Source organism: uncultured Microbacterium sp. (assembly GCF_963524805.1).
In the GTDB taxonomy this organism is placed as follows: Bacteria; Actinomycetota; Actinomycetes; order Actinomycetales; family Microbacteriaceae; genus Microbacterium.
Genome location: NZ_CAURGG010000009.1, coordinates 68601 through 92581, shown reverse-complemented (window position 1 = coordinate 92581; position 23981 = coordinate 68601). Strand labels below are relative to the sequence as shown.

Below are 23981 nucleotides of genomic sequence, written 5' to 3'. Positions count from 1 at the left end.
CAGTCAATTGAACATTTGGGAATTCTTCATCTGGATCTTCTGGGTGTACGTCGCCATCGCGTGCATCTGGATCTTCATCACCATCATCATCGACATCTTCCGTGACCCGAGCCTCAACGGCTGGGGCAAGGCTCTGTGGGTCCTCTTCCTCGTGTTCCTGCCCTTCCTCGCCGCCTTCATCTACCTCATCGCACGTGGACGCGGCATGACCGAACGCAAGGTCGCCGAGGCGCGCGAGGCTCAGGCGGCGCAGAACAGCTACATCCGCGAGGTGGCGGGCGGTTCGTCCTCGCCCACCGCGGAGATCGAGTCGGCCAAGAAGCTGCTGGACTCCGGCGCGATCACCCAGGCGGAGTTCGACAGCCTGAAGGCCAAGGCTCTGGCCTGATCGGACGCGAAGTCCTCCGCCCCCTACCTCGCCGGGGGCGGAGGACTTTCGCTTGCGCGCAGCGCGCGCGATGCCGAGCGCGCGAACGCCCACGCTCTTCGCGCCGCTCGGGCGACGGCATCCCTGCGGCGTCCATGGGGCCCGCCACGACGCATCTCCACCGTGCCCTCTGGGTCGGAGCGCAGCTCGACCGTGCGCCCGGCGAGCAGCGGCGAACGTCGCACGCGCGCGATCATCGCCGGGTCGGCCGTCAGCGGTGCGTCGAAGCTCCAGCCCGCATGCCGCACGCGGGTCACCAGCGCGCCGCCGGCGGATCGATCCCCGCGGGCGTAGAGGTGGACCGGATCGATCGTGAAGGCCGCCGTCGTTCCGCCGAGTGACATCCGGCCCCGCACTCGTCGTTCCTCGCCGGAGGGGTCCCGGATCGCCAGGGTGGCGTGATCGCGCTGGAGGTCGCCGGTCGCATCCAGGATGGCAGGATCCAGAACCTCCGCCAGGCCTTCCGGAGGGCGCCACTGCGAGACCGGCCTGACACCGGGGCGCCCGGCATCCGTCGTGCTGTCGGCGGCGTCGCTGAAGAGCAGGGCGTCTTCTCCGCCACGGACGAAGCGATAGCGCACCGTCAGGACGAGTTTGCCCAGCCGCGTCCACCGCACCGAGGCCACGTCGGCTTCGCACGTCATCGCGGCTTCGAACTCCGCGAGGCGCAGGAGCTGGTCGCGATGGCCGTGCCGCAGGAGGACCGAGCGGACCCGCAGCGGCAAGGGAAGTTCCCGCTCGACGGCCTCCGAGAACCGCGAGCGCACGATGGGGACCACGACGTCGAGGAACCGCGCGCGATAGTCGTCCGGATAGCGCAGCATCCGCCGACCGCCGAGGCGCGAGAGGATCTTGCCGCGGTACCAGTGCCGCAGCAGGTCGTCGCGCAGCGCTCCGGGCTCGGTGTTCTCCTCCACCAGATCCAGCACCCGCTCGAGGTGCGGGAAGTAGGTCGCCGGGTCGATCCGCGACGAACTCGCGCTGCCCTTGTTCTTGAGCCACGCGTAGCAGGGTGCGCTGGCGAGGATCGAGATCGTGCCGGCGGTGAAGTACGCCTTCATCACGAAGAGGTGGTCCTCCAGGCGCACCCGCCCGTCCGGGAAACGGATGGCGTTGCGCCGGAGGAACTCCGTGCGGAACAGCTTGTGAGGAGTGAGCAGCTCGAGCAGCGGATCGGTCCCGAGCACCGCCTGCGGCACGTCCCGCCGGAAGATGGCGCGCGGGATCGGGCGACCGACGCCGACGACTCTGCCGATCACGACGTCCGATTCCTGCTCGTCCGCGTAGTCGCACAGCCGCTGGAGCGCGCCCTCGAACAGGCGGTCGTCCTGATCTGCGAAGAACACGTACATGCCGGATGCCGCATCGATGCCGTGGTTGCGGGGGGTTCCCGGCCAGCCGGTGTGCGACAGCGGCAGCACCCGGACATGCGGGCGGGCCGCGGCGATCTGCTCGAGGCGACCGAGCGTCGAGTCGCCGGATCCGTCGTCGCACAGCAGCACCTCGAACTGCGACGCAGGAAGGGTCTGCCGGTCGAGGGACGCGATCAGCTCATCGATGCCGGCACCGGGGCGGAACACCGGGACCACGACGCTGACGCGCGGCTGGGCGGAGGGCGCGCGCGGCGCGCGCTCGGCCGTCACGAGGGAAGCGGTGCTCATCGTCCCACACAACGTCAGGATCTTCAGCCCGTCACGGGGCTTGCGCGCGCGGTCCGGCTGATGCAGGCCCCGTCCGAGCCGCCATCCCCAGCCGCCACCTACGATGGAAGCCCCATCCCGGAGGAGCTCGAAATGCCGCTCGACCCGTTCTTCTCCGAACGGCTGCGCGTGCACCGGCGGTACCTGATCCGGCAGCGGGTCGATGCGATCCGTTCGCGCCTGGCTTCGTGGCGGTCGCTTCTGGGATGGACGCGTGACGATTCTCCTCAGGGAACCGTCGTTCCTGCAGCTTCGCCGGCGAAGCCGCCATCCGTTTCCGAGCGAAGCAGAGCGCGCGCGAAACACCGTCGTGCGGCCCTCGCATGGGATCGGCGGGAACTGCAGACCGTGGGCACTCCGGGGCCGGAGGTGCGCATCGCCGAGCACGAGGTTCCGGTCGCGGGCTTTCCGCCGGTCCGCGTGCGCATCTACTATCCGGGTCCCACCGCCGACGAGCTGATTCCGGCGTGGCTCACCTTCTTCGGCGGCGCTTTCCGGATCGGGGGCATCGACTATCCGACGACGGATGCCGCCAACCGCCGTCGCGCGGTCGACGCGGGCGTCGCGATGGTCGCTGTCGACTACGCGCTCGCGCCCGAGCACCGCTTCCCCACTCAGATCGAGCAGGCGCATGCGGCGCTGGTCTGGCTGCACGCCAACGCAGCCCGGTGGGGGATCGATGCGGGTCGTCTCGGCGTCGCGGGCACTTCGGCCGGCGCCTCGATCGCCGCAGCCCTGACGATCGCCAACCGCGACCGCACGAAGGTGCCCCTTCGCCTGCAGCTGCTCGAGGTGCCGGTGGCAGACCTGACGGGCCGTCACCTGGACCTGCGTGCAACGCGGGCCCTCGGCATCCCGAGCATCATCGCGCTGCGCGAACTGCGATCCGTGGCCCGAACCTATCTGGCGCGTCCATCGGACGCGAAGGACCCGCTCGCCTCTCCCCTGCGCGCGGCTTCGCACGCGGGGCTCCCCGAGGCGGTGATCCTCACCGCTGAATACGACCCGCTGCGCGGCGACGGCGCCGCGTACGCGGCCGCGCTCCGGACGGCCGGGGTGGCCGCAAGCGCGGTGCAGTACCTCGGAGTGACCCACGACACGCCGATCTTCACCGGCGCGCTTCCCGCCGCCCGGCGCTGGCACCGTGACGTCGTCGCGGCCCTGGCTCGGCTGCACGACGTGCCGCAGTCCTGAGGCTAGCCGGCCGGCTGCACCACCAGCCCCGTGCCGCCGCCGCGGCGCACCGGCTCGGCGACGGCGGTCATCAGTCCGTCGGCGTCCACTTCGATGGCTGCGACAGCCCCGATCTCCGCCGACGTGGTGAACTGATGGCCGAACGGCGTCAGCTGTGCTTCATACGCTGCGCGAAAAGCCTCCTCCGCCGCGACGGCCACCGTGTTGCGCTGCGATGCGCGAGGCGCGGCGACAGCCTCCGGCAGCGTCATCCCGAGGTCGATCCGATTGATCAGCACCTGCGTCACCGTGGTGATGATCATCGAGCCGCCCGGCGATCCGACGACGTAGCGCACGTCGCCGCCGTCGAGCACGATCGTGGGCGACATCGACGATCGTGGCCGTTTGCCTGCTTCCACCGTGTTCGGATCGCTCGGGTTGGGAACGAAGCTGAAGTCGGTCAGCTCGTTGTTCAGCAGGAATCCGCGTCCCGGCACGGTCATGCCCGAGCCGCCGGTCTGTTCGATCGTCAGCGTGTAGGCGACGGCGTTGCCCCACCTGTCGACGACCGACAGGTGGGTGGTCGAGAGGTTCTCGGTGTCGGGGGCGTCCTGCGCGGCGGCCGCCGCGCAGCCCGTCGCATCGAGCGGGGCGGGCGCGACCGGCTTGACCGAGGCGACCGCAGGATCGATCACGCAGGCGCGCGCGTCGGCGAAGGACTGGCTCAGCAGGGTCTCGGTCGGCACGTCGACGAACGCGGGATCCCCGACGTACGCATTGCGGTCGGCGAAGGCGTGGGCGGTCGCCTCGAGGTAGAGGTGCAGAGCGAGCGGCGTGTTCGACGCAGACAGATCGTAGTTCTCGAGGATGTTCAGCGACTCGCCGACGGTCGTGCCACCCGAGGACGAGGGCGCCATGCCGTAGACGTCCAAGCCCCGGTACTCGCCGTGCGTGGGCGCCTGCTCGACCACCGAGTACTCGGCCAGATCGTCGGCCGTGAGGGAGCCGGGGTACGCCGGAAGGGTCGCACCGGGCGCGGTCTGCGGGCTCTGCACGACCGAGGCGATCTCGTCCGCGATCGCTCCCTCGTAGAAGGCATCCGTTCCGCGCAGGGAGATCTCACGCAGGGTCCGCGCCAGGTCGGGGTTCTTGAAGGTCGATCCCACGACGGGAGGAGCACCGTGGGGCAGGAACAGCTGCGCCGTGGCCGGGAAGGCCGCGAAGCGCTCCTGGTTCGCTGCCGTCTGCTGCGCGAACGTCGCATCCACCTGGAACCCTCGGGTCGCGAGCAGGATCGAAGGCTTCAGCGCGTCCTTCAAGGACGTCGTGCCGAAGCGGTCCAGCGCGGTCTCCCACGTGGCCAGGGTGCCCGGCACCCCGACCGAGAGCCCCGACGAGACCGCCGCTGCGAACGGGTAAGGCTGGCCGGTCTGCGGGTCGATGAACGCGTCCGCGGGCATGGCGGCCGGAGCGGTCTCGCGGCCGTCGATCGTGGTCACCTCTCCGGTGGTCGCGTCGAAGTACACGAAGTACCCACCGCCGCCGATCCCGGCACTGTACGGCTCGGTCACCCCGAGCGCTGCGGCCGTCGCGACCGCGGCATCCACCGCGTTGCCGCCCTTGCGCAGCACCTCGAGGCCGACGGCACTGGCTTCCGCATCGACCGAAGCAACTGCACCTTCGTATCCCGTCGATGTGGAGGGCGCCTGCGGAGTCGGACGCGCCGCCGATGCGGGTGAGGCGACCGCGCACGCCGCGACGACCAGCGCCGCCGCTACAGCGAGGCTGACGCCGTTTCGCGCGGAGCGGGGAGTGAGGTGGACCATGACGACCTCCAGAGCCGGGGGGAAAGGCAGAGTGCCCCTCACCGTAGCCCGGGCCCTTGCCCCAGGCAATGGTGTCCGGTCAGTGGGAGTCACCGGTATCCGCCTGGGTGGTGATCGGCTCGCCGAGTGCCGCTGAGGATGCTGCCGATCACCGTCCCGCGACTTGACAGCGGCTGGGCCCGGATCTAGCTTGAGTGAAATTTCATCTAAATGAGGGAGCGGCATGACGCAGGCGATGCAGGAACTCGAGCAGCTGATGAACGCGAACCTGCTGGAGGTGTTCGGCGAGCGCGATCGCGACAGGCGGCGGGAGGCGATTGCCCGGACCTACACCGAGGATGTGATCTTCGCGGACCCCGAGGGTCAGGTGCAGGGTCACACGGCGCTGGACGCGAAGGCGGAGCAGATCCTGGCCGGCAGTCCCGGTTTCGTGTTCCGGCCCGACGGCGACTTCTCCCACGCGCAGGATCTCGGCTACCTCGCGTGGGCGTTCGGTCCCGAGGGAGCGCCCGTGGTCCACGGCGTGGACATCGGGTTCGTCCGTGACGGGCTGCTCGCCAGGGTCTACACGATCCTGTTGCACTGATCAGACCATGAGTCGGTACCAGGTTCCTCCCGAGTCGCCCTATGCGCTCCTCAGCGACAACGAGGTGCGCGCCTGGTACGCATTCATGAAAGTGCAGCTGCGCCTGCGCTACGAGATGAACAGGCAGCTTCGAAGCGAGTGCGGGATCTCCCTCGCCGACTACGACGTCCTCGTCGCACTGACCAGCGAGACCTCTGGGACGATGACGATCTCGGACCTCGCGATCCGGATCGGGGTGGAGCGCAGCCGGGTCTCGCACCATGCGCGCCGGATGGCGGATGACTCGCTGATCAGCCTGCAGCCCAACGCCGAGGATCGCCGCGCCACCGACGTGAGCCTCACTCCAGAGGGGCGGGCGCTTCTCGCACGAGCCTCCCCCGGTCACATCGACTTCGTGCGCTCCGTCTTCCTCGGTGCACTCGACGGGAAGCAGTCGGCTGAACTGGCTGCGGTTTTCGAGAGCATGTATGAACTTCTCCTCGAACACGGCACCCTTCCCCGTCCGGCGGATCACCCTTAGCATCGGAGGAGGCCTTTATTTATAGGCCTTGACTTATATAAGTGCCGATGCAAATATTGTTTTCATGCACGCACTCGACATCCTCGGAGATCCGGTCAGGCGTCGGGTGCTCGAGCTGCTCGCCGGGGGCGAGCTGAGCGCGGGCGAGATCGGAGCTGTGATCCAGCGGGAGTTTCAGATCTCCCAGCCGGCCGTCTCCCAGCATCTGCGGGTGTTGCGCGAGTCGGGCTTCGCCACCGTGCGGTCCGAAGGGACGCGGCGGCTGTATGCCGTCGACGCCTCGCCGCTCGCGGCGGCCGACGCCTGGTTCGATCCGTTCCGGCGGCTGTGGCAGCCGCGCCTCGACGCACTGGGCACAGAGCTGGCTCGCGGACGCCGCGCACGAAGGACGTCCGCCGCAGTCGCCGCGGACGCGGATGCCCCGACCGGGGCATCCGACGAGGACGATTCCGAAGAGGAGAACTGACATGGTGGATGTCGACGCCCAGGTAGCGGCGGTGGAGCGGAGCCTGCACGAGGAAACAGTCGACGACGAGCGCTCTTTCGTGCAGACGCTGTCGCAGAGCTATCCCAGCCCGATCGCAGATGTCTGGGATGCCGTGACCAGCGGCGAGCGGATCCGCCGATGGTTCCTGCCGATCTCGGGCGACCTGAGGCTCGGAGGAAGGTACCAGCTGGAAGGCAACGCCGGCGGCGAGGTGCTGGAGTGCGCGCCCCCCGACGACGGAAGCGCGCACTATCGGGTGACCTGGGAGTACGGCGGTGGCGTCACCTGGCTCGCGGTGCGGCTGACGGCGGTCACCGACGAGCTGACCACCCTCGAGCTCGAGCACACGTCTCGACAGTCGGACATCCCCTCGGGATTCTGGGACCAGTTCGGACCGGGAGCGACAGGCGTCGGATGGGACGGTGGCCTGCTCGGGCTCGCGCTGCACCTGGCCCGGGGAGGGGAACGGAATCCTGAGGCCCTCCCGTCCTGGGTCATCACGGACGAAGGTCGGGCCTTCTACCGGGGGGCGGCGGACGGTTGGCGCGATGCGCACATCGCGGCCGGTGCCGCACCGGACGATGCAGCCCGGGCGGCGGATGCGACGTTCGCGTTCTACACGGGCGCGACGACGACCGAGTAGTCCGACAGCCGCTGCTACCCCACCGCCCGCCGGCCACCGCGCCGCGCGGCGACGTACTCCGCCGGCATCCCCGGTCCGATCTGCACCTTCGCCTCCCCTGATCCGATCACGCCGCATTCCTCGCACACGACCTGTGCGCTGACGTGCCGACCGCATGAGCCGTGCTGATAGAGGATCGGCGGCGCACCGGGCGCTGCCCATTCGTCTCCCCACTCGGTCAAGGCGATCAGCGCCGTGGCCAACGCGCTGCCCTTCGCCGTGAGCATGTAGTCGGCCGAACCCTCGCGGCGCATGATGCCACTGCTGACGAACGCATCCAGGCGCGCGGCGAGCACGTTCGTGGCGATGCCGAGGTTGTGCTGGAAGTCACCGAAGCGCGTGACTCCGGCGAACAGGGCGTCGCGGATGATCAACAGGCTCCAGCGCTCGCCGACCAGCTCGAGTGAGCGCGCGATCGAGCAGATCTGCGTGTCGTAGGTCTTCCCCAGCATGGATCCGACACTAGCACTTGCGTGATGCAAGTAGCGGGACTAGCGTCGCACCAGAACAAGGGAGGAACACGATGAGCGCCGACTACACCGCGAGTATCACGGTCCGCAGGACGCCCTCCGAGGTCTACGACGCGATCAACGACGTGGGCGGCTGGTGGGGCCGGATCACGGGCACCACCACAGCCGAGCGCGACGAGTTCGTCTATGTGGTGCCCGGGCTGCATTACAGCGGGTTCCGGGTGACGAAGCTCGAACCAGGTCGCCAGGTCGAATGGGTCGTCACCGGCAGCTACCTGAGCTTCGTCGATGACAAGCAGGAGTGGAACGGCACGACGGTGAGGTTCGACATCACCCCGTCCCCCGCCGGCACGGAGGTGACGTTCACGCATGAAGGGCTCAGGCCCGAGGTCGAATGCTACGGCGCGTGCTCGAACGCGTGGGCGACATACATCCGGGGCAGCCTGGCGAGCTTCATCGAGACCGGCGTGGGTCAGCCCAATTTCTTCGAAGGCGACGAAGCGCTCGAAGCTGCGGAGCACGCGACGCTTCGCAGCCGCATCGAGGGCGCCGGAGCCGTTATCAATGCCGGTTGACCCCGCAGAGGAGCACACCATGGGACGAGTGATCGTCGTGCAGTACATCACACTTGACGGTGTCGTCGAAGACCCCGATGGAAGCGACGGCACACCCGACGGCGGATGGGCGATGCGGTACGGGCCCGAGGCCATCGCCGGCGACAAGTTCGGCCTCGGCGGGATCATGGAGAGCGGGGTGCTGCTGTTCGGCAGGCGCACGTGGGATCACTTCAGCGAACTGTGGCCACCCCGAGAATCCGAGTTCGCACGGCGGATGAACGCCGCCGAGAAGGCCGTCGCGACCCACCGCGATCTGCCCGAGGGCGTGTGGACGAACTCGCGGCTCATCCCTCATCCGCTCGAGGAGTGGGCCCGCGACACCACACGCACCAGAGACATCGCGGTGATCGGAAGCGAGTCGGTGATCTCACAGCTGCGTGCGGCGGACCTCGTCGACGAGTACCGACTCATCACCTTCCCCGTGGTCCTCGGGCGGGGCGAGAGGCTGTTTCAGGATGCCGCACACCTCGAACTCGTGTCGTCCGAAGTCGTCGGCGCGGGCACCCTGTCCACCTACCGGGTCGCGTAGCCACCGAGCGGCTGCGGCATTCGTTGACGCCACGGCATCTCAGAGATTGCGGCGGGCGTCCCGTTCGTCGGCGATCCGGTCCGCCTCGCGCGCAACGGCCTCCTGCTCGGCCTCGCTCAACGGCGGAAGGCCCACTTCGTCGGCCGATATGCCCGCGTAGGGATCGGCGCCGGGGAATTCCTGGCTGAATGACCCGGCGACACCTCCCCCGGGCGGAACCTCGTCGCCTGCGGCTCCCAGCAGCGTCTCGTCACCGGCAGCCTGCTCGGGTGCGTCGTCTCCGAGATGCTCACGATGCCACTTGTCGCTCATGTTCTCTCCCACCGCTATTGACAGCGCCACGCCGATCATCACCGAGTCGATGGCATCCGCGCGAGGGTGAGGATCGCCGACATCCTCGGCGCAGTGTTGATGAAGTCTAGACCCGCCTCCCGACCTGCGGTTCTCGGGAGACATCAGCTCAGGTGCCTGGAGAAGAAGCCACTCGCTCCTTCCCCCGCATGCCGAGGCACCCCGGTGTGTCCGCCCATGTTCGCGTTGAGGCTCTTCTCCTTCGAACCGAACGCGTCGAACAGATCCAGCGCCATCTGGCGGTCATTGCCCACGTCGTCCCACTGCAGCAGAACGTGCAGCGGAATGGTGACGCGGCGCGCCTCGTGCATGATGGCTTCCGGCACGAAACTTCCGGCGAACAGCCCGGCAGCCACGATGCGCGGTTCCACCACGGCGAGGCGCACACCGATGGAGATGATGCCGCCCGAATAGGCAACGGGTCCGCCGATCTCGGGCAGCGACAGCAGGGCGTCCATCGCGGCCCGCCATTCCGGGACGGCTGCGTCGACCAGCGGCAGGACGAGTCCGTCGACGATGTCCGCGCCGACCGGTTCGCCCGCCTGCAGCGCTCGGCGCAGATCGGCACGCGCGTGTTCGACGCCGGGGAGCGGTGGTCGATCACCGGCGCCGGGCAGTTCGACGGTCGCGGATGCGATGCCGTCCGCTGCCGCAGCCTCGGCTCGTGCCGCGAGCCGGGGATGCATCTGTCGGATGCCTCCCGGATGACCCAGCAGGATGAGCGGTACGGGCGCCTGGGCCGATGCGGGTGTCCACAGAATGCCCGGAATGTCATCGACGGTGAAGTCGCGTTCGATGACGCCGTTCTCGACGCGGGGTTCAGAGGTGAAGTTCATGGTCGTGCCTTTCGGGAATGCGCTTGAGAGGCGCCCCCGGGCGACCTATCGCCCGACCGTGTCTCCCGCAAGGAGCACCCACGTCGTTTCACTCACGGGTACCACCTCCTCGATCACACCGTCGCACGGACGGGGCAAGAATATCAGCCGATCCGGTGCGCGCGCCGGAATCCGCTCCCTCCGGCCGCGCGGCGATGCGCACGTCGTTTTTGGTGGGAACGGGAGTCAGAGACGGGAACCCAGAATTGAGAGCAGTCGTGCCCTTTCGGGGCCGATCCAGAAGAGGTGGCTCGGCGACGAGAGCTGGATCAGCTCGACGTCGGGGATGACCTGCGCGAAGTCCTCGGCATGGTCGAAGGAGACGCCGCCATCGTGTCTGGAGGCGGTCACCACGGCCGGACAGGGAACGACCGACAGCGCCCTCCGCCGCGCGTCAGCGTCGCGGGAACGCCCTTGCCGAAGATCGTTGACGAACCCGGAATCCGATCGCATGGAGCGGAACAGCCCTCGCACCTCGGCCCTGTCCGCCGCGCTGAGACTGCCCCACCACGCACCGATCGGGAGGTTGGTGAGCTGCGCCATCACGAGGCGCAACCCGGCATCCGACCGGATGGCGGCGCGAATCGCGAGCCAGACCGCGCTCTGCAGGAGCGGCGAGAACACCAGCGGGCCGAGAACCGCCTGGGCCCGGCTGTCGGGATAGTTCAGGCTCGACGGTGCGCAGCTGTGCAGAATCAGTCGCGCGACCCGCAGCCGCTGAGCGGCCGCGACGTGCGCCGCCTGGAGCCCCCCGAACGATACGCCCACAGACGCGGCGAGCGTCGAGATGCCCAGGCTTTCGCACACTTCCGCCACGAGCGGCGCGAAGCGGGCTGCGTCGAGGGAACCCACACGCGTGCGGCCATATCCGGGGCGCGAGAACGAGATCACTTCGTGCCCGAGTTCGGTGTACAGGCTGCGACCGCAGTCGGTGGACGCGCGGCAGTGGCCCCCGGGAAAGAACAGCACGGGTGGTCGTTCGCCCGGCACCCGAAGGACCTCGACGATCCCGGCGCTGGTGACGACGAGCTGCGGCGCATCCATCGACCCAGTGTGGCCCCATCCTTGCCGGCGGCGCTGATGAAGAATTCCCTAGTAGCGTCGACGAACGAAGCCCCACTCCAGGGGGCCCGATCTGGAGGTGGCTGTTGAACGGCGTCGACAAGCGGTTCGGTTGGGCGCGGTTCTGGAATCGGGCGCGGTGGTGGAAGGCGCTGATCCTCGCGGGGGCATACCTCGTGTTGTACAACCTCGCATCGCTGTCCATGCTGCCGTTCGTCTCCGCCGTTCCCGATCCGAACTCGGCGGGGTACGTCTTCGTGGTGTTCGTCGTGCCGATCTTCATCGGCGGAGCGATCCTCATGGCGTTCGGAGCGTCCGTCGGATGGCTCCGCGACCTGTTCGGGCCTCAGCCGATCCGGGGACGAGGATGGATGTGGATCGCCATCGGGGTCGTGCTCGTGTTCAACGTCCTGCGGTTCCTCACCATCGATTACGCGGCCGCGGGACTGGACTATGTGCTGACGTGGATGCTGGCGGGCCTGCTGATCGGCTTCGCGGAAGAGGTCCTCACCCGCGGTTATGTCGTTCGCATCATGCGCAAAGCAGGGCACCCCGAGATCGCCGTCGCGCTCGTGTCCGCGGCTGTGTTCGCGCTGCTGCACGCAACGAACCTGCTCACCGGGCAGGCCATCGTGCCGACTCTGCTCCAGCTGGTCTACACCTTCTTCTTCGGCATCTGCATGTATCTCGCCCTCCGAGTGACCGGGACGCTTGTGGCGCCGATCCTCTTGCACGCGAGCACTGACCCGAGCATCTTCCTCCAAGCGACGTACCCCACGGGCGGGCCGCTCGCCGCCTTCGCCGGGCTCGGCAACATCGCGGTCATCATCACCGGCCTGATCCTCGTCTTCTTCGTTCGGGGCCGCGTGCAGGACACGTGGGTCGGCACCTCGACATGACGAGATAATGGACGCATGTCCTCCTCGATCGAACGCCGCTCAAATCCGACAGCCTGGGCCGCCTTCTGGTTCGCCCTCGCCGGGCTCGTGCTCATGCCCATCCCGCTGTTCATCGGCCTCATCGTCGGCGGGGCTCTCTCGGTCATCGCCGCGGTTCTCGCCGTGATCGGCCTGTTCAAAGGGCTGGCTCGCAACGGAAAGGGCATCGCGCCCGTCGTGTTCGCCGCGATCTTCATCGCGCTGACGTGGGGTGGAATCTCCATCGGGGGCGGCACGATCTGGTAGTCCGCGCCACAGTCGCGTTGCGCCGGAGGCGGGAGCGGAGCTTGTCGCCCACCCCCTCCACTCGCCACGGCGCGGCGCGCGACCGGGTCACCGGCTTGCGAGCACCGGGCCGCGGGCGCACGCTCGTCTGATGGACACCACAGTGCGCATCCGGCTCGCGGGAGCCGACGACGCCACCGAGCTCGCCAGGTTGAAGGAGAGCTGGGCTGATCTGGCTGACCCCGCAACGGAGGCCGAGTTGACGGCGTTCGCGGGCGAGCTCCGTCGCTGGATGCTGGAGCGCGGCGACGGGGTGACCTGCGCTGTCGCCGAGTCTTACGGCGTGCTCATCGGAATGGCGTGGCTTGTGGTGTTCGAGCGAGTGCCGAACATTCGCGACACTCGACGGCGCACCGGAGACATCCAAAGCGTGTTCGTCCATCGAAACCATCGCTCACATGGAATCGGCACGGGGCTCGTTCGGGCGCTGACAGCGAAGGCTGATCACCTTGGCATACCTCGCATCACAGTCAGCGCCAACGCCGCCGCCGCCTCGATGTACGAGGCGCTCGGCTTCGAGCCGACACCCCTGTTGCTGGAACGCAAGGCGCGCCCCGCCCTTCCGCCGCAGTCCCCTTCGTCGTCATGAGGCGCAACGTCATGCGAGACCATCGGAATCTCGCGCCCATGCCCTCAGAGTGACCGGCTTGCGGTGGCCTCCCCCGTTGCGACGCCCGGACGTGCTGCCACCCACACAATGTCAGTAGGCTCCGGGAATGCCGTTGCTTCGAGCCGTCGTCCTCCCGGGGCTTGGCGTGATCGCCGTTTTCGCGGCGGCCGGTCGGGCGATGCGGCTCCTCGGCGGCGACGACCCACGCGAGGACCGGGCGGTGCGTGCACTCCAGAATGCGTTCGGCCACCGGCCGGATGCCGCGGTCGCGACTGACCCCGCCAACCAGACGGAGCAACGCGAAGCGATCGACCGGCTCACCGAGCCGCTTTCGTGGTACTCCGGCGTCCCGCAGACCGTCGCGAACGGGGCGCTCTGGAGCGGCGTCGCGTGGCTGTTGACACGCAGCCCACGCTCATCGGTCGCCCCCGGCGCGGCGCTCGCCCTCGAGACGGCGTGCTTCGTCGCATCCGCGGCGCTGGTGCGGCGGGCACGACCCGAGAGGGTGTGGCGCCCAGAACCGCCGCACGCCACGTCGTCGTTCCCCTCGGGGCACACAGCGGCAGCTTTTGCGCTTCACGGCACGCTCGCCGACCTGCTCGATCGCCACGGCGCCCGCGGCGCGCGGCTCCTCGGCCCCCTCCTTCGGTACGCGATTCCCGGAGCAATCGCGTTTTCCCGCGTGTACCGCGGCCAGCACCACATCTCCGACACCGTTGCCGGCGCCATCCTGGGACTGTGGAGCGCCACGGTGGTGCGACAACAGCTGATGTCGTAGACGGCGGCCCGCCCTCCCCGAGGCGTTGCGCGGCTGCCCGAGCGGTCTCGCTCACGTGAGGGGCCGAGCCGGCAGGCGGCCTGGCTCACCGACTCGCCATGGCTCGAGCGTTCACCCGCACGAAGAGACCGTTCTTCTTCGTGTTCTGAAACGCGGCGCACCGCCATGCGCCGGCGTCGTCGACGAACACAAATGTCTGCACCTTGTCGTGCCGGACTCGCCTGCCTTTTCCAATGCCACCTTCGGTAACGACGATGACCGCGTCGGCGGAGATGTGGCGGTGAAGTTCGCTCATCGACATGCGACTGCCCTTCTGCCACTTCTCGAAGACCGGTACGTGCGCCTTCTCGATCTCGACGCGTCCGAGGCAGACGATCCCGGCGAAGATGACGTAGCTGGCGTCTTCGGTGAACTCGGCGGCGAATGCTCGGGCGTTTCCGGCGTCCCACGCAGCGGCCATCCTGCTCAGAGTCGCATCGACAGCGGCGTTTCGCCCATCATTTATCTGCATGCATGCAATAATTGCACGCATGCAGGAAAATCGACAATCGGGCGACGATCTCGTAGCCCTCGCAGCCGACTACCGTCGCTACCTGGCGTCGGTAGTCATGTTTCATCTGGCGGCCGCGGACGCCGTGGGATTGGGGGCAAACGACTATCAGGCCAGCAGCATCCTCGACCTCGACGGGCCCATGACCGCCGGGCAACTCGCAAGCCGGCTCGGACTGAGCACCGGCGCGACGACGCGGCTGATCGACCGCATGGAGCGAAGCGGCTACCTCCGACGGACCCGAGATGCCACGGACCGACGACGTGTTCTCGTCCAGCACACACAGGACCGTCCTGAGCAGCTGGACGACATTCTCGGGAAGGTCACGGAACCGGTCGCTGCCGTCCTACGAGCCCTCACCCCCGAGCAGCTCGAAGGCGTGGCGAAGTATGTGCGGGGCGCGAAGGATGCGTACACCGAAGCCACGGCACAGATCAACCACTGAACACGGAGCCGCACTCCAGCCACCGTCTATCGCTCGTCGCGGCCGAAGACGAACTCCCACTCTCGGATGACCAGCCCGTCGCGCACGTCGAAAACCTCGACCGATGCCTCTCCGAGGTCGTCCATCAGCTCGCACAGGATTCGGCCGCGACCCGTGTCCCGCCAGTTCACGACCTCGAACTGCGCAGACGGACGAGCCTCGTACGCTGCCTTGAGACGCGCAAGGTACTTGTCCCTGCCCTTGATCACTGTTGTCTCGTCGGCAATCAGCTGCCACGTCACGTCAGGGTCAAGCAAACCCGCCAGCGTGTCCCAGTCGCGAGCATTCTCGGCGATGAACAGTCGCCGAATCACATCATCCACCATCATTAAAGTGTCGTTGAAGGACCGGCTTCCGGGCGGCAATCGAGGTCTCGCACCCACGTTCCGAGCATCTCCGGGACGGACGCTCCGGCTCGGCACGTCAACCTGTGCACATCGGGTCGCGTGAGGTCGTTACCGTGTCATCACGTCTGACGTCTCCCCTGTTGCGACCGAAACCGCCCAGTCTGCGGCCTTGCTGACGGGATCGATATCACCGGCGGCGCCCCAATCGAGCCGAGGCCGACCCTCAGATACAGGGACTGGCCAGCAGATCGTCGTGTGCCTAGAGTCGCTGCATGAGTGAGCAGGGATGGCAGGCGTTTCTGAACGCCGAGGGTGTCGATGACTGGGTGATCCTCCATGGTGGACCGACAGCCGTGTTCAAGGTCGGGTCGCTGCTCGAGTCAACGCACCTGGCAGCAGCGATTGCCGAGCTGCCGGGACTGGAGTCGCGGATTCTGCTGACCGCGACCGCAGACCGACTCACCGTGAAACTCACCCGGGAGCTGTGGGGTACAGAAGCACGGCACATCGACATCGCGCGGGCAATCTCCAGCGTCGCGCGCAACGCGGCGGCGGTTGCGGACGCAGGAGCCGTGCAGGAGGTTCAACTCGCGATCGCCGCACGACCCGAGGCGGTGGATCTCGGATTCTGGCGCACGGTCCTCGGCTATGCGCCACTGCATGAAGACAATTGCATCGACCCTTCCGGTCAGGGCTCTACTGTCTGGATGCAGGAACTCGATCCGTCACGGGCGCTGAGTCACGCGATGCATGTCGATGTCTCCGTCAGCCGCGCGGAAGCCCAGGCCCGACTTCACGCAGCGGTCGAAGCCGGAGGTCGAATCGTCGATGACTCGGGCGCTCCCAGTGCATGGATCCTCGCTGACAGGGCCGGCAATAGAGTGTGCATCGCGGCCTGGCCTGACGGAGCTTCACCGGCCGAGCAAGTGGGAGTCGATGACGCGCCTGCGGTGTGACCGGCCGCCGCATCCCGTCAGTGGACCGACCGACTTTCGCCGCGTCGACGCGCAGCGGCGGCGTTGCCGTCGGCGTGACCGACAATGGTCGGTATGGACGCTGCGTCCCTGTTTCCCGGCCCGCTGGAACCGATCTACGACAACGTGCGGGCGCAACTGCTTGCGCTCGACGACACAGTGATCGAGGAGTTCAAGAAGACTCAAGTGAGCTTCGGCTTGGCGCGCAAGTTTGCCTGGCTGACCCCGCTTACCAAGAGCAAGGCCCTGCTCGTCATCGACATGTGGCAAGAGCACGAACACCCGATGCTTCGCAACGTGATTCGCTATCGCAACGACAAGTTCACTCACCAGATCGAAGTCCGGACAGCTGCCGAGATCGATCAGGTGTCGGCGTTGGGTTGGTTCGATGAAGCCGCCTCATGGGGTCGAGGTGAACGACTGTGCGATCGGGCGCCGTGAAACGATCGGCCAGCGAGCACGACGTCTTCACCCCCGAACGTCGCGACGTCGATCGCCCGGTGTAGCGTCGCGTCAACGGGGCACAAGGGCGGAGGCAGCGATGTCATCGAAACTGGGAAACAGCACGTTCTACGCGGACGACCCGCGCAGACTCGCTCACTTCTGGGCCTCGGTCTTCCACTATCCGGAGCTGGAGTGGGAGGAACCGATGAAGAGCCAGCTGCTCGCGGCAGGGCTCACGGAGGCAGATCTCGCCACGCGCGCGCTCGCTGAGCCACCCGCGGGCGAACCCGGCCCCCGGTTGTTCTTCCACCATGCTGACCGCCCCAAGAGCGGACGGAACCGGTTGCACATCGACGTGAGCGCGACGCCGGGCCGCGAGCCGTCGAGAGAGGAACTCGACGCCGAGAAGGACCGACTGGTCGGGCTGGGGGCTCGGGTCATTCGCCTGGTCGACCAGTCATGGGGTCCGTGGCCCGAGCTCTACTATCAGCTCCGCGATCCGGAGGGCAACGAGTTCTGCCTCCAGTGATCCGAACCCTCTTCCGCCCTCACACAGGAACCGGCTGTTGCGAAGCTTCGCTGTCGAGCATGCCGTTTCATGCTTGATCGGCGGGACAGGCGAGGAGGAGACTGACAGCGTCACGGTGAGAGGGAGCGGTCGTTGGGCAACACGGTGCTGTACATGTCGATGTCGCTGGACGGCTTCATCGCAGGACCGAACGTGACCGATGAGAACGGCCTGGGAGACGGTGGCGAGAGGCTTCACGAGTGGCTTTTTCCTTCCGAGGGCGGCGTCAACACTCGGATCGTCGATGAGTTCATGTCCACCGGCGCCGTCATCGCCGGCCGCGGCACGTTCGAGCCCGCGGAAGGCTGGAACGGCGACCATCACAACGGTGTGCCGATCTGGGTACTCAGCCGTCATCCCCGGCCCGATTGGGCCAGGGGCATGTCGGCGGTGCACTATACGATTGACATCGAGGAGGCGTTCCGTGACGCCCGCAGCGCGGCCGGAGCACAGGACGTACTCGTCCATGGCGCCGCGACCGCGCAGCGCGCGATTGCCGCCGACCTCCTGGATGAGATCGAGATTCACCTCATCCCCGTGCTGCTGGGAGACGGACGTCGACTCTTCGAGCAGCTCGGCACTCAACATCGAGAACTGGACCGGCTCGCGGTTCGCACCGGTGAGGGCGGCGTGACACACCTGCGGTACCGATTCCTGTCTCGGTCCGCCAGATAGCAGCTACGCAGCCCGACCGGCTTGCGGGCGTGACGCGCGGGATGGATCCGATCGGATCGGGCCGCGATAGTCGGGCGCCGATCGACAAGCTCCGAGAAGGTGGATGTCGAAGGGAGCGCCGTGATCGCTGAACTGAACAGACTCGTCGCCCTGGTCGAGGACCACCTCACCGACGACCTCGATGTGGCCAGCATGGCGTCCGGGCTCGGCACGACCGAGTATCACCTGCGACGGATGTTCTCGTCACTGGCCGGGATGCCCCTCTCCGAGTATGTGCGCCGTCGTCGCATGACCGTCGCCGCGGCCGACGTGCTCGGGGAGGGCGACCTGCTGGGCATCGCCGTGAGGTACGGGTACGGGTCGACCGAGGCATTCGGTCGCGCGTTCCGCTCGGTGCACGGCGTCAGGCCCAGCGACATGCGCCGAGACGGCGGCCCCCTTCGCACGCAACCGCAGATCAGGTTCCGCCTGACCGTCGAAGGGAACACCACCATGGATGCTCGCATCACCGACCGACCAGACTTCCGGCTCATCGGGTACGCCGCCCGTGTGCCTCTCATCCACGAGGGCATCAACCCGCACATCCACGCGCACATCGCCTCGATCCCCGCTCAGGAGCATTCCCGACTGAAAGAGCTGAGCAACACCGAACCAGCCGGTCTGCTGCAGGTGAGCGCCGATGTCGACCCCGACTACACGGAAGGCAGCGACCTGACCTACCTGCACGGCGTCGCGGTCACCGAAGACACCGGCGTGCCCGACGGCCTCGACGCGATGGAGGTTCCGGCCGGCACCTGGGCGGTGTTCCGAACCGAGGGCCACTACCCGGCGGCGTTGCAATCGGCATGGGCCGCGACGGCGACGGAGTGGTTCCCGTCCCATCCGTGGCGCCTCCGACCCGGACCGTCGATCGTCACGATCCTCGACCGTTCGGATGACTTCAGCACCGCCACCTCCGAACTCTGGCTCCCCGTAGAACGGGCCTAGTCCTCACATCGTGTTCATCGACCGTGGCGCGGGCGGTGAACCACGGGCATGCGGACAGGGCGCGTCGGCCCGCGCATATCGTCGAGGAACAGCGCCCGGATACGAAGGAAGGCCGCCCGAAAAGGGCGGCCTTCCTTCGTAGCAGGAGCGGGGCTTGAACCCGCGACCTCACGATTAGGACTCAGATCTGCGGCGCTCGCCGCTCACCTCGTCATACCTCGGGCATTCTCGCTTTGACCAGCGATTCCCTGTCCGGAATTTGATGTTGCGTGACCAATTCTAACGTGATGCTTCGGACGACTTCGGCTCACCTGGACTCGAAATCCGTTGGATAGATGTTGACGCATCGGAACCCACGGGCAGGGTGTGTGATCTTCGGGTGACACTCGTCGGCGATCTCATCAACGCCGCTCAGACGGAAGACTTGCCGCGCATGACGCGACCCTCCAAGTGCATCGTCGAAGGACTCCCGAAGTTGTGAAGGAGGCGCGATCGACGGGCGTTGAGCGGGCATGAGACCGAGCGGGCCAATCGAACGTGGGGACGATCGGCCAGAAGACGAATACCTTTCCATCATCGTGGCGTGCGATAGAGGACCGGCTTACGGACGACGAACCGCCCGCCACCCTGCATCGGCTCTAGCTCTCGTCCATCGCCTCGTCTACCGCGACCAATCCGGTTCTTCCAGCTGCGTGCTCGATCATCGCTCGCACGCTCGCGATCAGGTTCGGCATGTCCGCGGATGAAATCGAAAGAGCCCCGTCGCCGTAGCGCGCAGCGGCACGCTCCCTTCGAAGCCGCTGCAATGTTGCGGAGAAACCCGCGGGAGCGTTACCGAGACGTTCATTGTCGCGAAGCCACTTGTCACGCACGTTATGAAAGGTGGTCTGTTGGGACTCCCCGAGCATCTGGGCCTGAACAGTCAGCTCAGCTGCGGAGAGCAGGTTGTCGACTGCCGGGCGAAGCGCGCGCTCGTAGGTCGCCTCCACCGTCTCGACGTAATCGTCAGCAAGCCCGAGGATTTCGGCGTTTCGCTGTTTGTTGTAGCGGAAGTCGAAGGCGATGTATCCGCTCGTGCCAACCACGACGTACGCCAGCCAGCCGCTATCAGAGTGAACGCCGACGGGCCGGAACGACTCGAGGCCGCTGATGTTCTCCGACGTGACCGGATCGCCCTTGGAAATCGGTGCAGACGCAATCGCGCGAGCCTGAAGCGTGGCCTCATCGTTGAGCCGCACAACCGGAGCCGCACCGAAGGGCGGTAGCTCGATCACGGCTTGCCTGACGTCCGCCCGCCCTAGACCGTTTCCACGTCGCGTTAGTTCAGCGTCGACCCAGGTGGTGAACATCATCTCCACGATTTTCTCTCCGAACGAATCGTCGGATCTCGTTTTGCGTCCGTCATCAACGCAGCAAGGTCACCGGGATATCGAGCTGCTCGTCGCGACCTTCCACGTGGGCGTACGCCGCAATGGTGCCGATTTTCGCCAGCTCGAGACTCGCGTCGCGGTAGTGAACCACCACCGCGTCCTCGCTAGCCGTGACACTGTCGGACACGTAGTTCGCTTGCGTTGCGCTGGCGTTGTCAAAGACCCACGCCGTCACGGATTCGCCAAATCGAACGCCGAATCGCTTCCCGCCGTTGCCGGTCGGGTCGTAGTAGTACATGCCATAGCCGAAGAACTCAGGCTTATCGGGAGCCGCTGGACCACCGAGCCCCCAGGTCACGGTGACGGACTGGGAATCCTCTTCGACGAGGACAGATGTCACAACTCGTGGGACGTGCGGTTCGGTCATGGCCTCCCCTTGCTTTGATGAACGTTCACGAGAGTAACTGAAACGCTGTGATGACGGTGCCGGCAATTGTTTCTACGCCGGCCCCTGCCGCGCCGACCAACTTGTCCTGTCCAGAAGGGGTTCCTGTCTTCTTCACCTACGCTGCGCCTGACGTAGCGACGATCGGGTCTTCGTCTTGGGAGGACAGAGCGGCTGACGGGATGTCGTTCGGGAGTGTCTCATCGACTTCGATCTCCTCCGGTTTGCGAAGTCTGGGTGGAGCGGCGGCCCAGTCCTTGAGCTGTTGACCGATGAGGTCGTAGGAGATGAAGATTCCGTCCATAACCGAGTCGATGAAGCCTGACCTGCCCGCGAGCCGATTGGTTCCCATCTTTCCGAGGTAGGTGATCGTGAAGGACTTGATCTCTTTGGTCGGATCGACCACGAGGATGCTGGGGTTCTCCCGGACAGTGCGGAGCAGTTCGGCGTTCCCGCCCCGTTGACGGGCGGCAAATGCCTCGATCCGGACACTGTCGGGTGCGTCTTTGAGCTGGCGCAGGAGCCAGTTGATTCGCGTTGTTGGTCTGCCGTCGCCGGGAGCGGCCACGGTGAAGGATCCTGTGACTTGCGCGGCGCGGATGTCCACCGTCAGCGCGAGCGGGGAGACGGTGTTGGGGATTCGAATAGCACCTGCAAGTTTGCCCTCGTTGACGAGCATCTCCGTGAGCGTGGCGATGCGAAGCGGTGGGGTGGCCAGCTCCGCTTTGCTGAGCACCTGAGCGACATCTGTCCCGAGTCGCTGCCCGAGCTTGAGCGTGCCGTACCGCAGGAGCGCGTCGAAGCGGCCGGCGATCTGTGCAGCGTCTTTGTCAGTTTTACGGAGTGTCCCGGAGATTACCGCGTCGCGGACGGGAACCCAGCTCGGGCTCATGTCAGTGAACTCGACGGCACCGGACTTCGGATGCTCGAGGTACCGAATCAACTCCCCCAGAATCCACGCTTGATCTGGATCAGCGACGCCACGGAATTCCTTCTGCATCACCGCAGCCGCAAGCACTTCCGTCCAGGAAAGGTGGTGCATCGAGACTGTCTTGAGCTTGCGCTTGTCAACCACAGTCGGGTGGGTTCCGGCAGACGGTGAAATCTCATTGGAGATCGTGACAAGTGCGTCGAAATGATGCTCTCGTGCGACATCGAGATAATTCTCGAGTTGCTCGCGTTGCAACTCATTAGCGCCGGTTTTCACCTCCACCAGGGCGGTCCAGACCTTCTTTCCCCACTTCACCCGGATCAGCCCGTCAGGAAAGACCTTCTTGTCCCCCACCATGAAGGGAACCTCGATAAAGGTCTCCATCACCCCGGCCGGAGCGCCGAAACGACTGGTGAGTGTGCGGCCGTATTCCTTCACGGAACTCATCACCGCGAGCAGTGCAGATGTCGCTCGGCGTTCTTGTTCCTCAGCGCCATTGATCCCCGACGTCGGTATCAGTCTCGCTGCATTCCAGGGTTTCTCTTCTGCCATGGCGACTCCGTTATCGATGTGACTTGTTCGAACGCTAGCGGCAAAGTCTCGGCGGGCGAGGAAGGACGCGTGTGTAGAAGTCGCGACAGGGGGTCGCTGGGATAATCGCGGGATGTATGGACCCCGCATCGCGAGGTGGGACAAGGCCGCCGAATGGCCGCTGACCATCGCCGCAATCCTCTTCCTCACCGCTTATGCGACGCAGATCATCGCGCGACCCGACGGGATGATCAACCTCGCTTGCGAAGTCCTCCTGGCCGCCACGTGGAGCCTGTTCGTGGTGGATTACGTCGTGAGACTCGTGATCACCGAAAACCGGTGGCGCTGGTTTTACCGACACCTCCTGGACCTCGCGATCGTGGTCCTCCCGATGCTCCGCCCGCTGCGCCTGATGCGATTCCTGACAGTGCTCGCACTGATCGGCCGCAACACCGGCAACATGCTCCGCGGCCGCGTCGTCATCTACACAGTGGGCGCGACGGTGCTGACAGTCTTCATCGCCAGCCTCGCGGTCCTCGATGCGGAGAACGGAATCGGTGACATCGACACCTTTTCCGACGCGCTCTGGTGGGCATTTGTCACCATCACCACCGTTGGGTACGGCGACTTCTACCCGGTGACCTTGACGGGCCGCGTGGTTGCCGTCGGACTGATGATCGGCGGCCTCGCCCTCATCGGCGTCGTGACCGCAACCCTCGCATCGTGGATCGTCGAACGGGTCGCCGATCAGACCAAGAAGACGGCAAACGCAACCGAAACCCAGGTCGAGCAACTCCGCGACGAGATCGTTGAGCTCAAGGCGATGGTCCGAGAGCTTCGCCCAACCGGCTGAATAATCCGGACGCGCACCGGAGCGGCCAGGGGCATTCCCGGCTCACTCGGTCGAGGGGCCCTGATACGTTCGGGGCCGTGACGTCTGACCCGGAGCCCGCAGACAAGCGGATGCGCTTGCGGTACGCGGGAGTCTGCCGGCTCTGCGCCATGCCGCTTGCTGCCGGTGCCGACGCCATCTACGAACGCGACTCGAAGACCGTGCGCTGTGTCGAATGCGCGACCGCCACCGCCCCCATTGAAATCGACTCAGGCGTGGCAGGCGCTTCCGCCCGACGAGAGCACGAGCGCCGCAAGAGCAGACGCGAGCAACACGTCCGCGCCAACCATCCGAAACTTGGCGGACTCATCCTCGCCCTCACCGACGAACCGCAGAGCACCGAAGCGTGGGCGCGGGGCGCGATCGGCGAAGAGCTGCTTGCGGAGTGGCTCAAGGAACTCCCCGACACAGTGCGAGTGCTGCACGACCGTCGCATCCGCGGCACCCGCGCCAACATCGACCACATCGTCGTTACCCGATCCGCAGTGTGGGTCATCGACGCGAAACGGTACAAAGGCAAGCGACCCTCGCTCGAGGTGCGAGGCGGAATCATTCGACCACGCGTCGAAGCACTCCGCATCGCCGGACGCGACCACAGCAAGCTCGTCGACGGGATCCACTCGCAAATCACACACGTTACGAACGCCCTCGCCGACGGCGACGTCGACGTTAAAGGCGTGCTCTGCTTCCTCGACGCGGACTGGCCGCTCATCGGCGGCGCGTTCACCGTGAACGGCATCGACGTGGTGTGGCCGCGACTGCTCGTCAAACGGATGACCGAATCCGCGGAAGGCACCGTCGATGTCGACGCTACCCACGCGCGGCTAGCCACAGCGCTCCCCATCGCCTGACGCGATCAGACCTCAA

General features: G+C 66.5%; 31 protein-coding genes. 20 read left to right on the top strand and 11 right to left on the bottom strand.

All coding sequences use genetic code 11. The features are described from left to right. The first annotated feature begins 7 nt into the window (after positions 1 to 7). Positions 8 to 388: an SHOCT domain-containing protein gene (locus tag RWQ91_RS14980; RefSeq protein WP_314507590.1), complete on the top strand. Its 381-nt coding sequence runs from the start codon at positions 8 to 10 to the stop codon at positions 386 to 388. A 23-nt stretch (positions 389 to 411) separates the two neighbouring features. Here RWQ91_RS14980 and RWQ91_RS14975 read toward each other — a convergent pair whose 3' ends face one another. Further along, a complete protein-coding gene (locus RWQ91_RS14975) occupies positions 412 to 2088 on the bottom strand; it encodes a glycosyltransferase family A protein (RefSeq protein WP_314507587.1) in 1677 nt (558 codons plus the stop codon). A gap of 132 nt (positions 2089 to 2220) precedes the next feature. Between RWQ91_RS14975 and RWQ91_RS14970 the strand changes: the two genes are divergently transcribed. Further along, a complete protein-coding gene (locus RWQ91_RS14970; RefSeq protein WP_314507585.1) occupies positions 2221 to 3321 on the top strand; it encodes an alpha/beta hydrolase in 1101 nt (366 codons plus the stop codon). Between the two features lie 2 nt (positions 3322 to 3323). Here the strand turns inward: RWQ91_RS14970 and ggt are convergent, their stop codons facing one another. Next, positions 3324 to 5126 (bottom strand): gamma-glutamyltransferase, encoded by a 1803-nt coding sequence (gene ggt, locus RWQ91_RS14965; RefSeq protein ID WP_314507583.1) that lies wholly within the window; start codon positions 5124 to 5126, stop codon positions 3324 to 3326. Between the two features lie 223 nt (positions 5127 to 5349). Here ggt and RWQ91_RS14960 point away from each other — a divergent pair, with 223 nt between their 5' ends. From RWQ91_RS14960 to RWQ91_RS14945, 4 genes are all read left to right on the top strand, one after another. Then, the gene (locus RWQ91_RS14960) at positions 5350 to 5712 is read left to right on the top strand and encodes a nuclear transport factor 2 family protein (RefSeq protein WP_314507580.1); all 363 of its coding nucleotides are present in this window, start codon (positions 5350 to 5352) and stop codon (positions 5710 to 5712) included. 7 nt (positions 5713 to 5719) lie between these two features. After that, the gene (locus RWQ91_RS14955; protein ID WP_314507578.1) at positions 5720 to 6232 is read left to right on the top strand and encodes a MarR family transcriptional regulator; all 513 of its coding nucleotides are present in this window, start codon (positions 5720 to 5722) and stop codon (positions 6230 to 6232) included. A 64-nt stretch (positions 6233 to 6296) separates the two neighbouring features. Then, positions 6297 to 6698, top strand: coding sequence for a metalloregulator ArsR/SmtB family transcription factor (locus tag RWQ91_RS14950; RefSeq protein WP_314507575.1), 402 nt, complete (start codon positions 6297 to 6299; stop codon positions 6696 to 6698). A gap of 1 nt (position 6699) precedes the next feature. Then, complete coding sequence (locus RWQ91_RS14945; RefSeq protein WP_314507574.1) at positions 6700 to 7362, top strand: SRPBCC domain-containing protein; 663 nt, start codon at positions 6700 to 6702, stop codon at positions 7360 to 7362. 14 nt (positions 7363 to 7376) lie between these two features. On the opposite strand, the gene RWQ91_RS14940 is transcribed toward RWQ91_RS14945, so the two are convergent. Continuing rightward, positions 7377 to 7853: a helix-turn-helix domain-containing protein gene (locus RWQ91_RS14940; protein ID WP_314507571.1), complete on the bottom strand. Its 477-nt coding sequence runs from the start codon at positions 7851 to 7853 to the stop codon at positions 7377 to 7379. A gap of 71 nt (positions 7854 to 7924) precedes the next feature. Between RWQ91_RS14940 and RWQ91_RS14935 the strand changes: the two genes are divergently transcribed. Further along, positions 7925 to 8446 (top strand): SRPBCC domain-containing protein, encoded by a 522-nt coding sequence (locus RWQ91_RS14935; protein WP_314507568.1) that lies wholly within the window; start codon positions 7925 to 7927, stop codon positions 8444 to 8446. Positions 8447 to 8465: 19 nt separating this feature from the next. Then, positions 8466 to 9017: a dihydrofolate reductase family protein gene (locus RWQ91_RS14930; RefSeq protein ID WP_314507566.1), complete on the top strand. Its 552-nt coding sequence runs from the start codon at positions 8466 to 8468 to the stop codon at positions 9015 to 9017. Positions 9018 to 9056: 39 nt separating this feature from the next. Here the strand turns inward: RWQ91_RS14930 and RWQ91_RS14925 are convergent, their stop codons facing one another. The 3 genes from RWQ91_RS14925 to RWQ91_RS14915 all read right to left on the bottom strand — a co-directional run bounded on the left by RWQ91_RS14925 (position 9057) and on the right by RWQ91_RS14915 (position 11287). Next, positions 9057 to 9329, bottom strand: a complete 273-nt coding sequence (locus RWQ91_RS14925; RefSeq protein WP_314507564.1) for a hypothetical protein — start codon at positions 9327 to 9329, stop codon at positions 9057 to 9059. 143 nt (positions 9330 to 9472) lie between these two features. Then, positions 9473 to 10204, bottom strand: a complete 732-nt coding sequence (locus tag RWQ91_RS14920; protein ID WP_314507562.1) for an alpha/beta hydrolase — start codon at positions 10202 to 10204, stop codon at positions 9473 to 9475. Between the two features lie 225 nt (positions 10205 to 10429). Next, positions 10430 to 11287, bottom strand: a complete 858-nt coding sequence (locus RWQ91_RS14915; protein ID WP_314507559.1) for an alpha/beta hydrolase — start codon at positions 11285 to 11287, stop codon at positions 10430 to 10432. Positions 11288 to 11391: 104 nt separating this feature from the next. On the opposite strand from RWQ91_RS14915, the gene RWQ91_RS14910 reads away from it, so the two are divergent. The 4 genes from RWQ91_RS14910 (at position 11392) to RWQ91_RS14895 (ending at position 13916) form a co-directional block, all read left to right on the top strand. Beyond that, positions 11392 to 12204, top strand: coding sequence for a CPBP family intramembrane glutamic endopeptidase (locus tag RWQ91_RS14910; RefSeq protein ID WP_314507557.1), 813 nt, complete (start codon positions 11392 to 11394; stop codon positions 12202 to 12204). A 15-nt stretch (positions 12205 to 12219) separates the two neighbouring features. After that, positions 12220 to 12489: a hypothetical protein gene (locus RWQ91_RS14905; RefSeq protein WP_314507555.1), complete on the top strand. Its 270-nt coding sequence runs from the start codon at positions 12220 to 12222 to the stop codon at positions 12487 to 12489. A 130-nt stretch (positions 12490 to 12619) separates the two neighbouring features. After that, positions 12620 to 13117 (top strand): GNAT family N-acetyltransferase, encoded by a 498-nt coding sequence (locus RWQ91_RS14900; protein ID WP_314507554.1) that lies wholly within the window; start codon positions 12620 to 12622, stop codon positions 13115 to 13117. A 127-nt stretch (positions 13118 to 13244) separates the two neighbouring features. After that, complete coding sequence (locus RWQ91_RS14895; protein ID WP_314507552.1) at positions 13245 to 13916, top strand: phosphatase PAP2 family protein; 672 nt, start codon at positions 13245 to 13247, stop codon at positions 13914 to 13916. An 85-nt stretch (positions 13917 to 14001) separates the two neighbouring features. Here RWQ91_RS14895 and RWQ91_RS14890 read toward each other — a convergent pair whose 3' ends face one another. Continuing rightward, positions 14002 to 14427, bottom strand: coding sequence for an SgcJ/EcaC family oxidoreductase (locus tag RWQ91_RS14890; protein ID WP_314507550.1), 426 nt, complete (start codon positions 14425 to 14427; stop codon positions 14002 to 14004). 19 nt (positions 14428 to 14446) lie between these two features. Here RWQ91_RS14890 and RWQ91_RS14885 point away from each other — a divergent pair, with 19 nt between their 5' ends. Continuing rightward, positions 14447 to 14911 (top strand): MarR family transcriptional regulator, encoded by a 465-nt coding sequence (locus RWQ91_RS14885; protein ID WP_314507549.1) that lies wholly within the window; start codon positions 14447 to 14449, stop codon positions 14909 to 14911. 26 nt (positions 14912 to 14937) lie between these two features. On the opposite strand, the gene RWQ91_RS14880 is transcribed toward RWQ91_RS14885, so the two are convergent. Next, positions 14938 to 15276, bottom strand: a complete 339-nt coding sequence (locus RWQ91_RS14880) for a nuclear transport factor 2 family protein (RefSeq protein WP_314507548.1) — start codon at positions 15274 to 15276, stop codon at positions 14938 to 14940. Positions 15277 to 15569: 293 nt separating this feature from the next. On the opposite strand from RWQ91_RS14880, the gene RWQ91_RS14875 reads away from it, so the two are divergent. The 5 genes from RWQ91_RS14875 (at position 15570) to RWQ91_RS14855 (ending at position 18945) form a co-directional block, all read left to right on the top strand. After that, the gene (locus tag RWQ91_RS14875; protein WP_314507547.1) at positions 15570 to 16253 is read left to right on the top strand and encodes a VOC family protein; all 684 of its coding nucleotides are present in this window, start codon (positions 15570 to 15572) and stop codon (positions 16251 to 16253) included. Positions 16254 to 16346: 93 nt separating this feature from the next. Next, positions 16347 to 16712 carry a DUF5655 domain-containing protein gene (locus tag RWQ91_RS14870; protein ID WP_314507546.1) on the top strand — a complete coding sequence of 122 codons (366 nt, stop codon included), beginning with the start codon at positions 16347 to 16349 and terminating at the stop codon, positions 16710 to 16712. Between the two features lie 100 nt (positions 16713 to 16812). Further along, the gene (locus tag RWQ91_RS14865) at positions 16813 to 17244 is read left to right on the top strand and encodes a VOC family protein (RefSeq protein WP_314507545.1); all 432 of its coding nucleotides are present in this window, start codon (positions 16813 to 16815) and stop codon (positions 17242 to 17244) included. A gap of 132 nt (positions 17245 to 17376) precedes the next feature. Continuing rightward, positions 17377 to 17958 carry a dihydrofolate reductase family protein gene (locus RWQ91_RS14860; RefSeq protein ID WP_314507542.1) on the top strand — a complete coding sequence of 194 codons (582 nt, stop codon included), beginning with the start codon at positions 17377 to 17379 and terminating at the stop codon, positions 17956 to 17958. Between the two features lie 120 nt (positions 17959 to 18078). Next, entirely contained in the window at positions 18079 to 18945 is an 867-nt protein-coding gene (locus RWQ91_RS14855) for an AraC family transcriptional regulator (RefSeq protein ID WP_314507540.1), read from the top strand. Positions 18946 to 19583: 638 nt separating this feature from the next. On the opposite strand, the gene RWQ91_RS14850 is transcribed toward RWQ91_RS14855, so the two are convergent. The 3 genes from RWQ91_RS14850 to RWQ91_RS14840 all read right to left on the bottom strand — a co-directional run bounded on the left by RWQ91_RS14850 (position 19584) and on the right by RWQ91_RS14840 (position 22243). Then, positions 19584 to 20297: a hypothetical protein gene (locus RWQ91_RS14850; RefSeq protein ID WP_314507538.1), complete on the bottom strand. Its 714-nt coding sequence runs from the start codon at positions 20295 to 20297 to the stop codon at positions 19584 to 19586. 52 nt (positions 20298 to 20349) lie between these two features. Beyond that, positions 20350 to 20742, bottom strand: a complete 393-nt coding sequence (locus RWQ91_RS14845; protein ID WP_314507535.1) for a hypothetical protein — start codon at positions 20740 to 20742, stop codon at positions 20350 to 20352. Positions 20743 to 20878: 136 nt separating this feature from the next. Further along, a complete protein-coding gene (locus RWQ91_RS14840; protein WP_314507533.1) occupies positions 20879 to 22243 on the bottom strand; it encodes a hypothetical protein in 1365 nt (454 codons plus the stop codon). A gap of 112 nt (positions 22244 to 22355) precedes the next feature. Between RWQ91_RS14840 and RWQ91_RS14835 the strand changes: the two genes are divergently transcribed. Then, complete coding sequence (locus RWQ91_RS14835) at positions 22356 to 23075, top strand: ion channel (protein ID WP_314507532.1); 720 nt, start codon at positions 22356 to 22358, stop codon at positions 23073 to 23075. A gap of 254 nt (positions 23076 to 23329) precedes the next feature. Then, positions 23330 to 23965: a nuclease-related domain-containing protein gene (locus tag RWQ91_RS14830; protein WP_314507530.1), complete on the top strand. Its 636-nt coding sequence runs from the start codon at positions 23330 to 23332 to the stop codon at positions 23963 to 23965. The last annotated feature ends 16 nt before the right edge of the window (positions 23966 to 23981 follow it).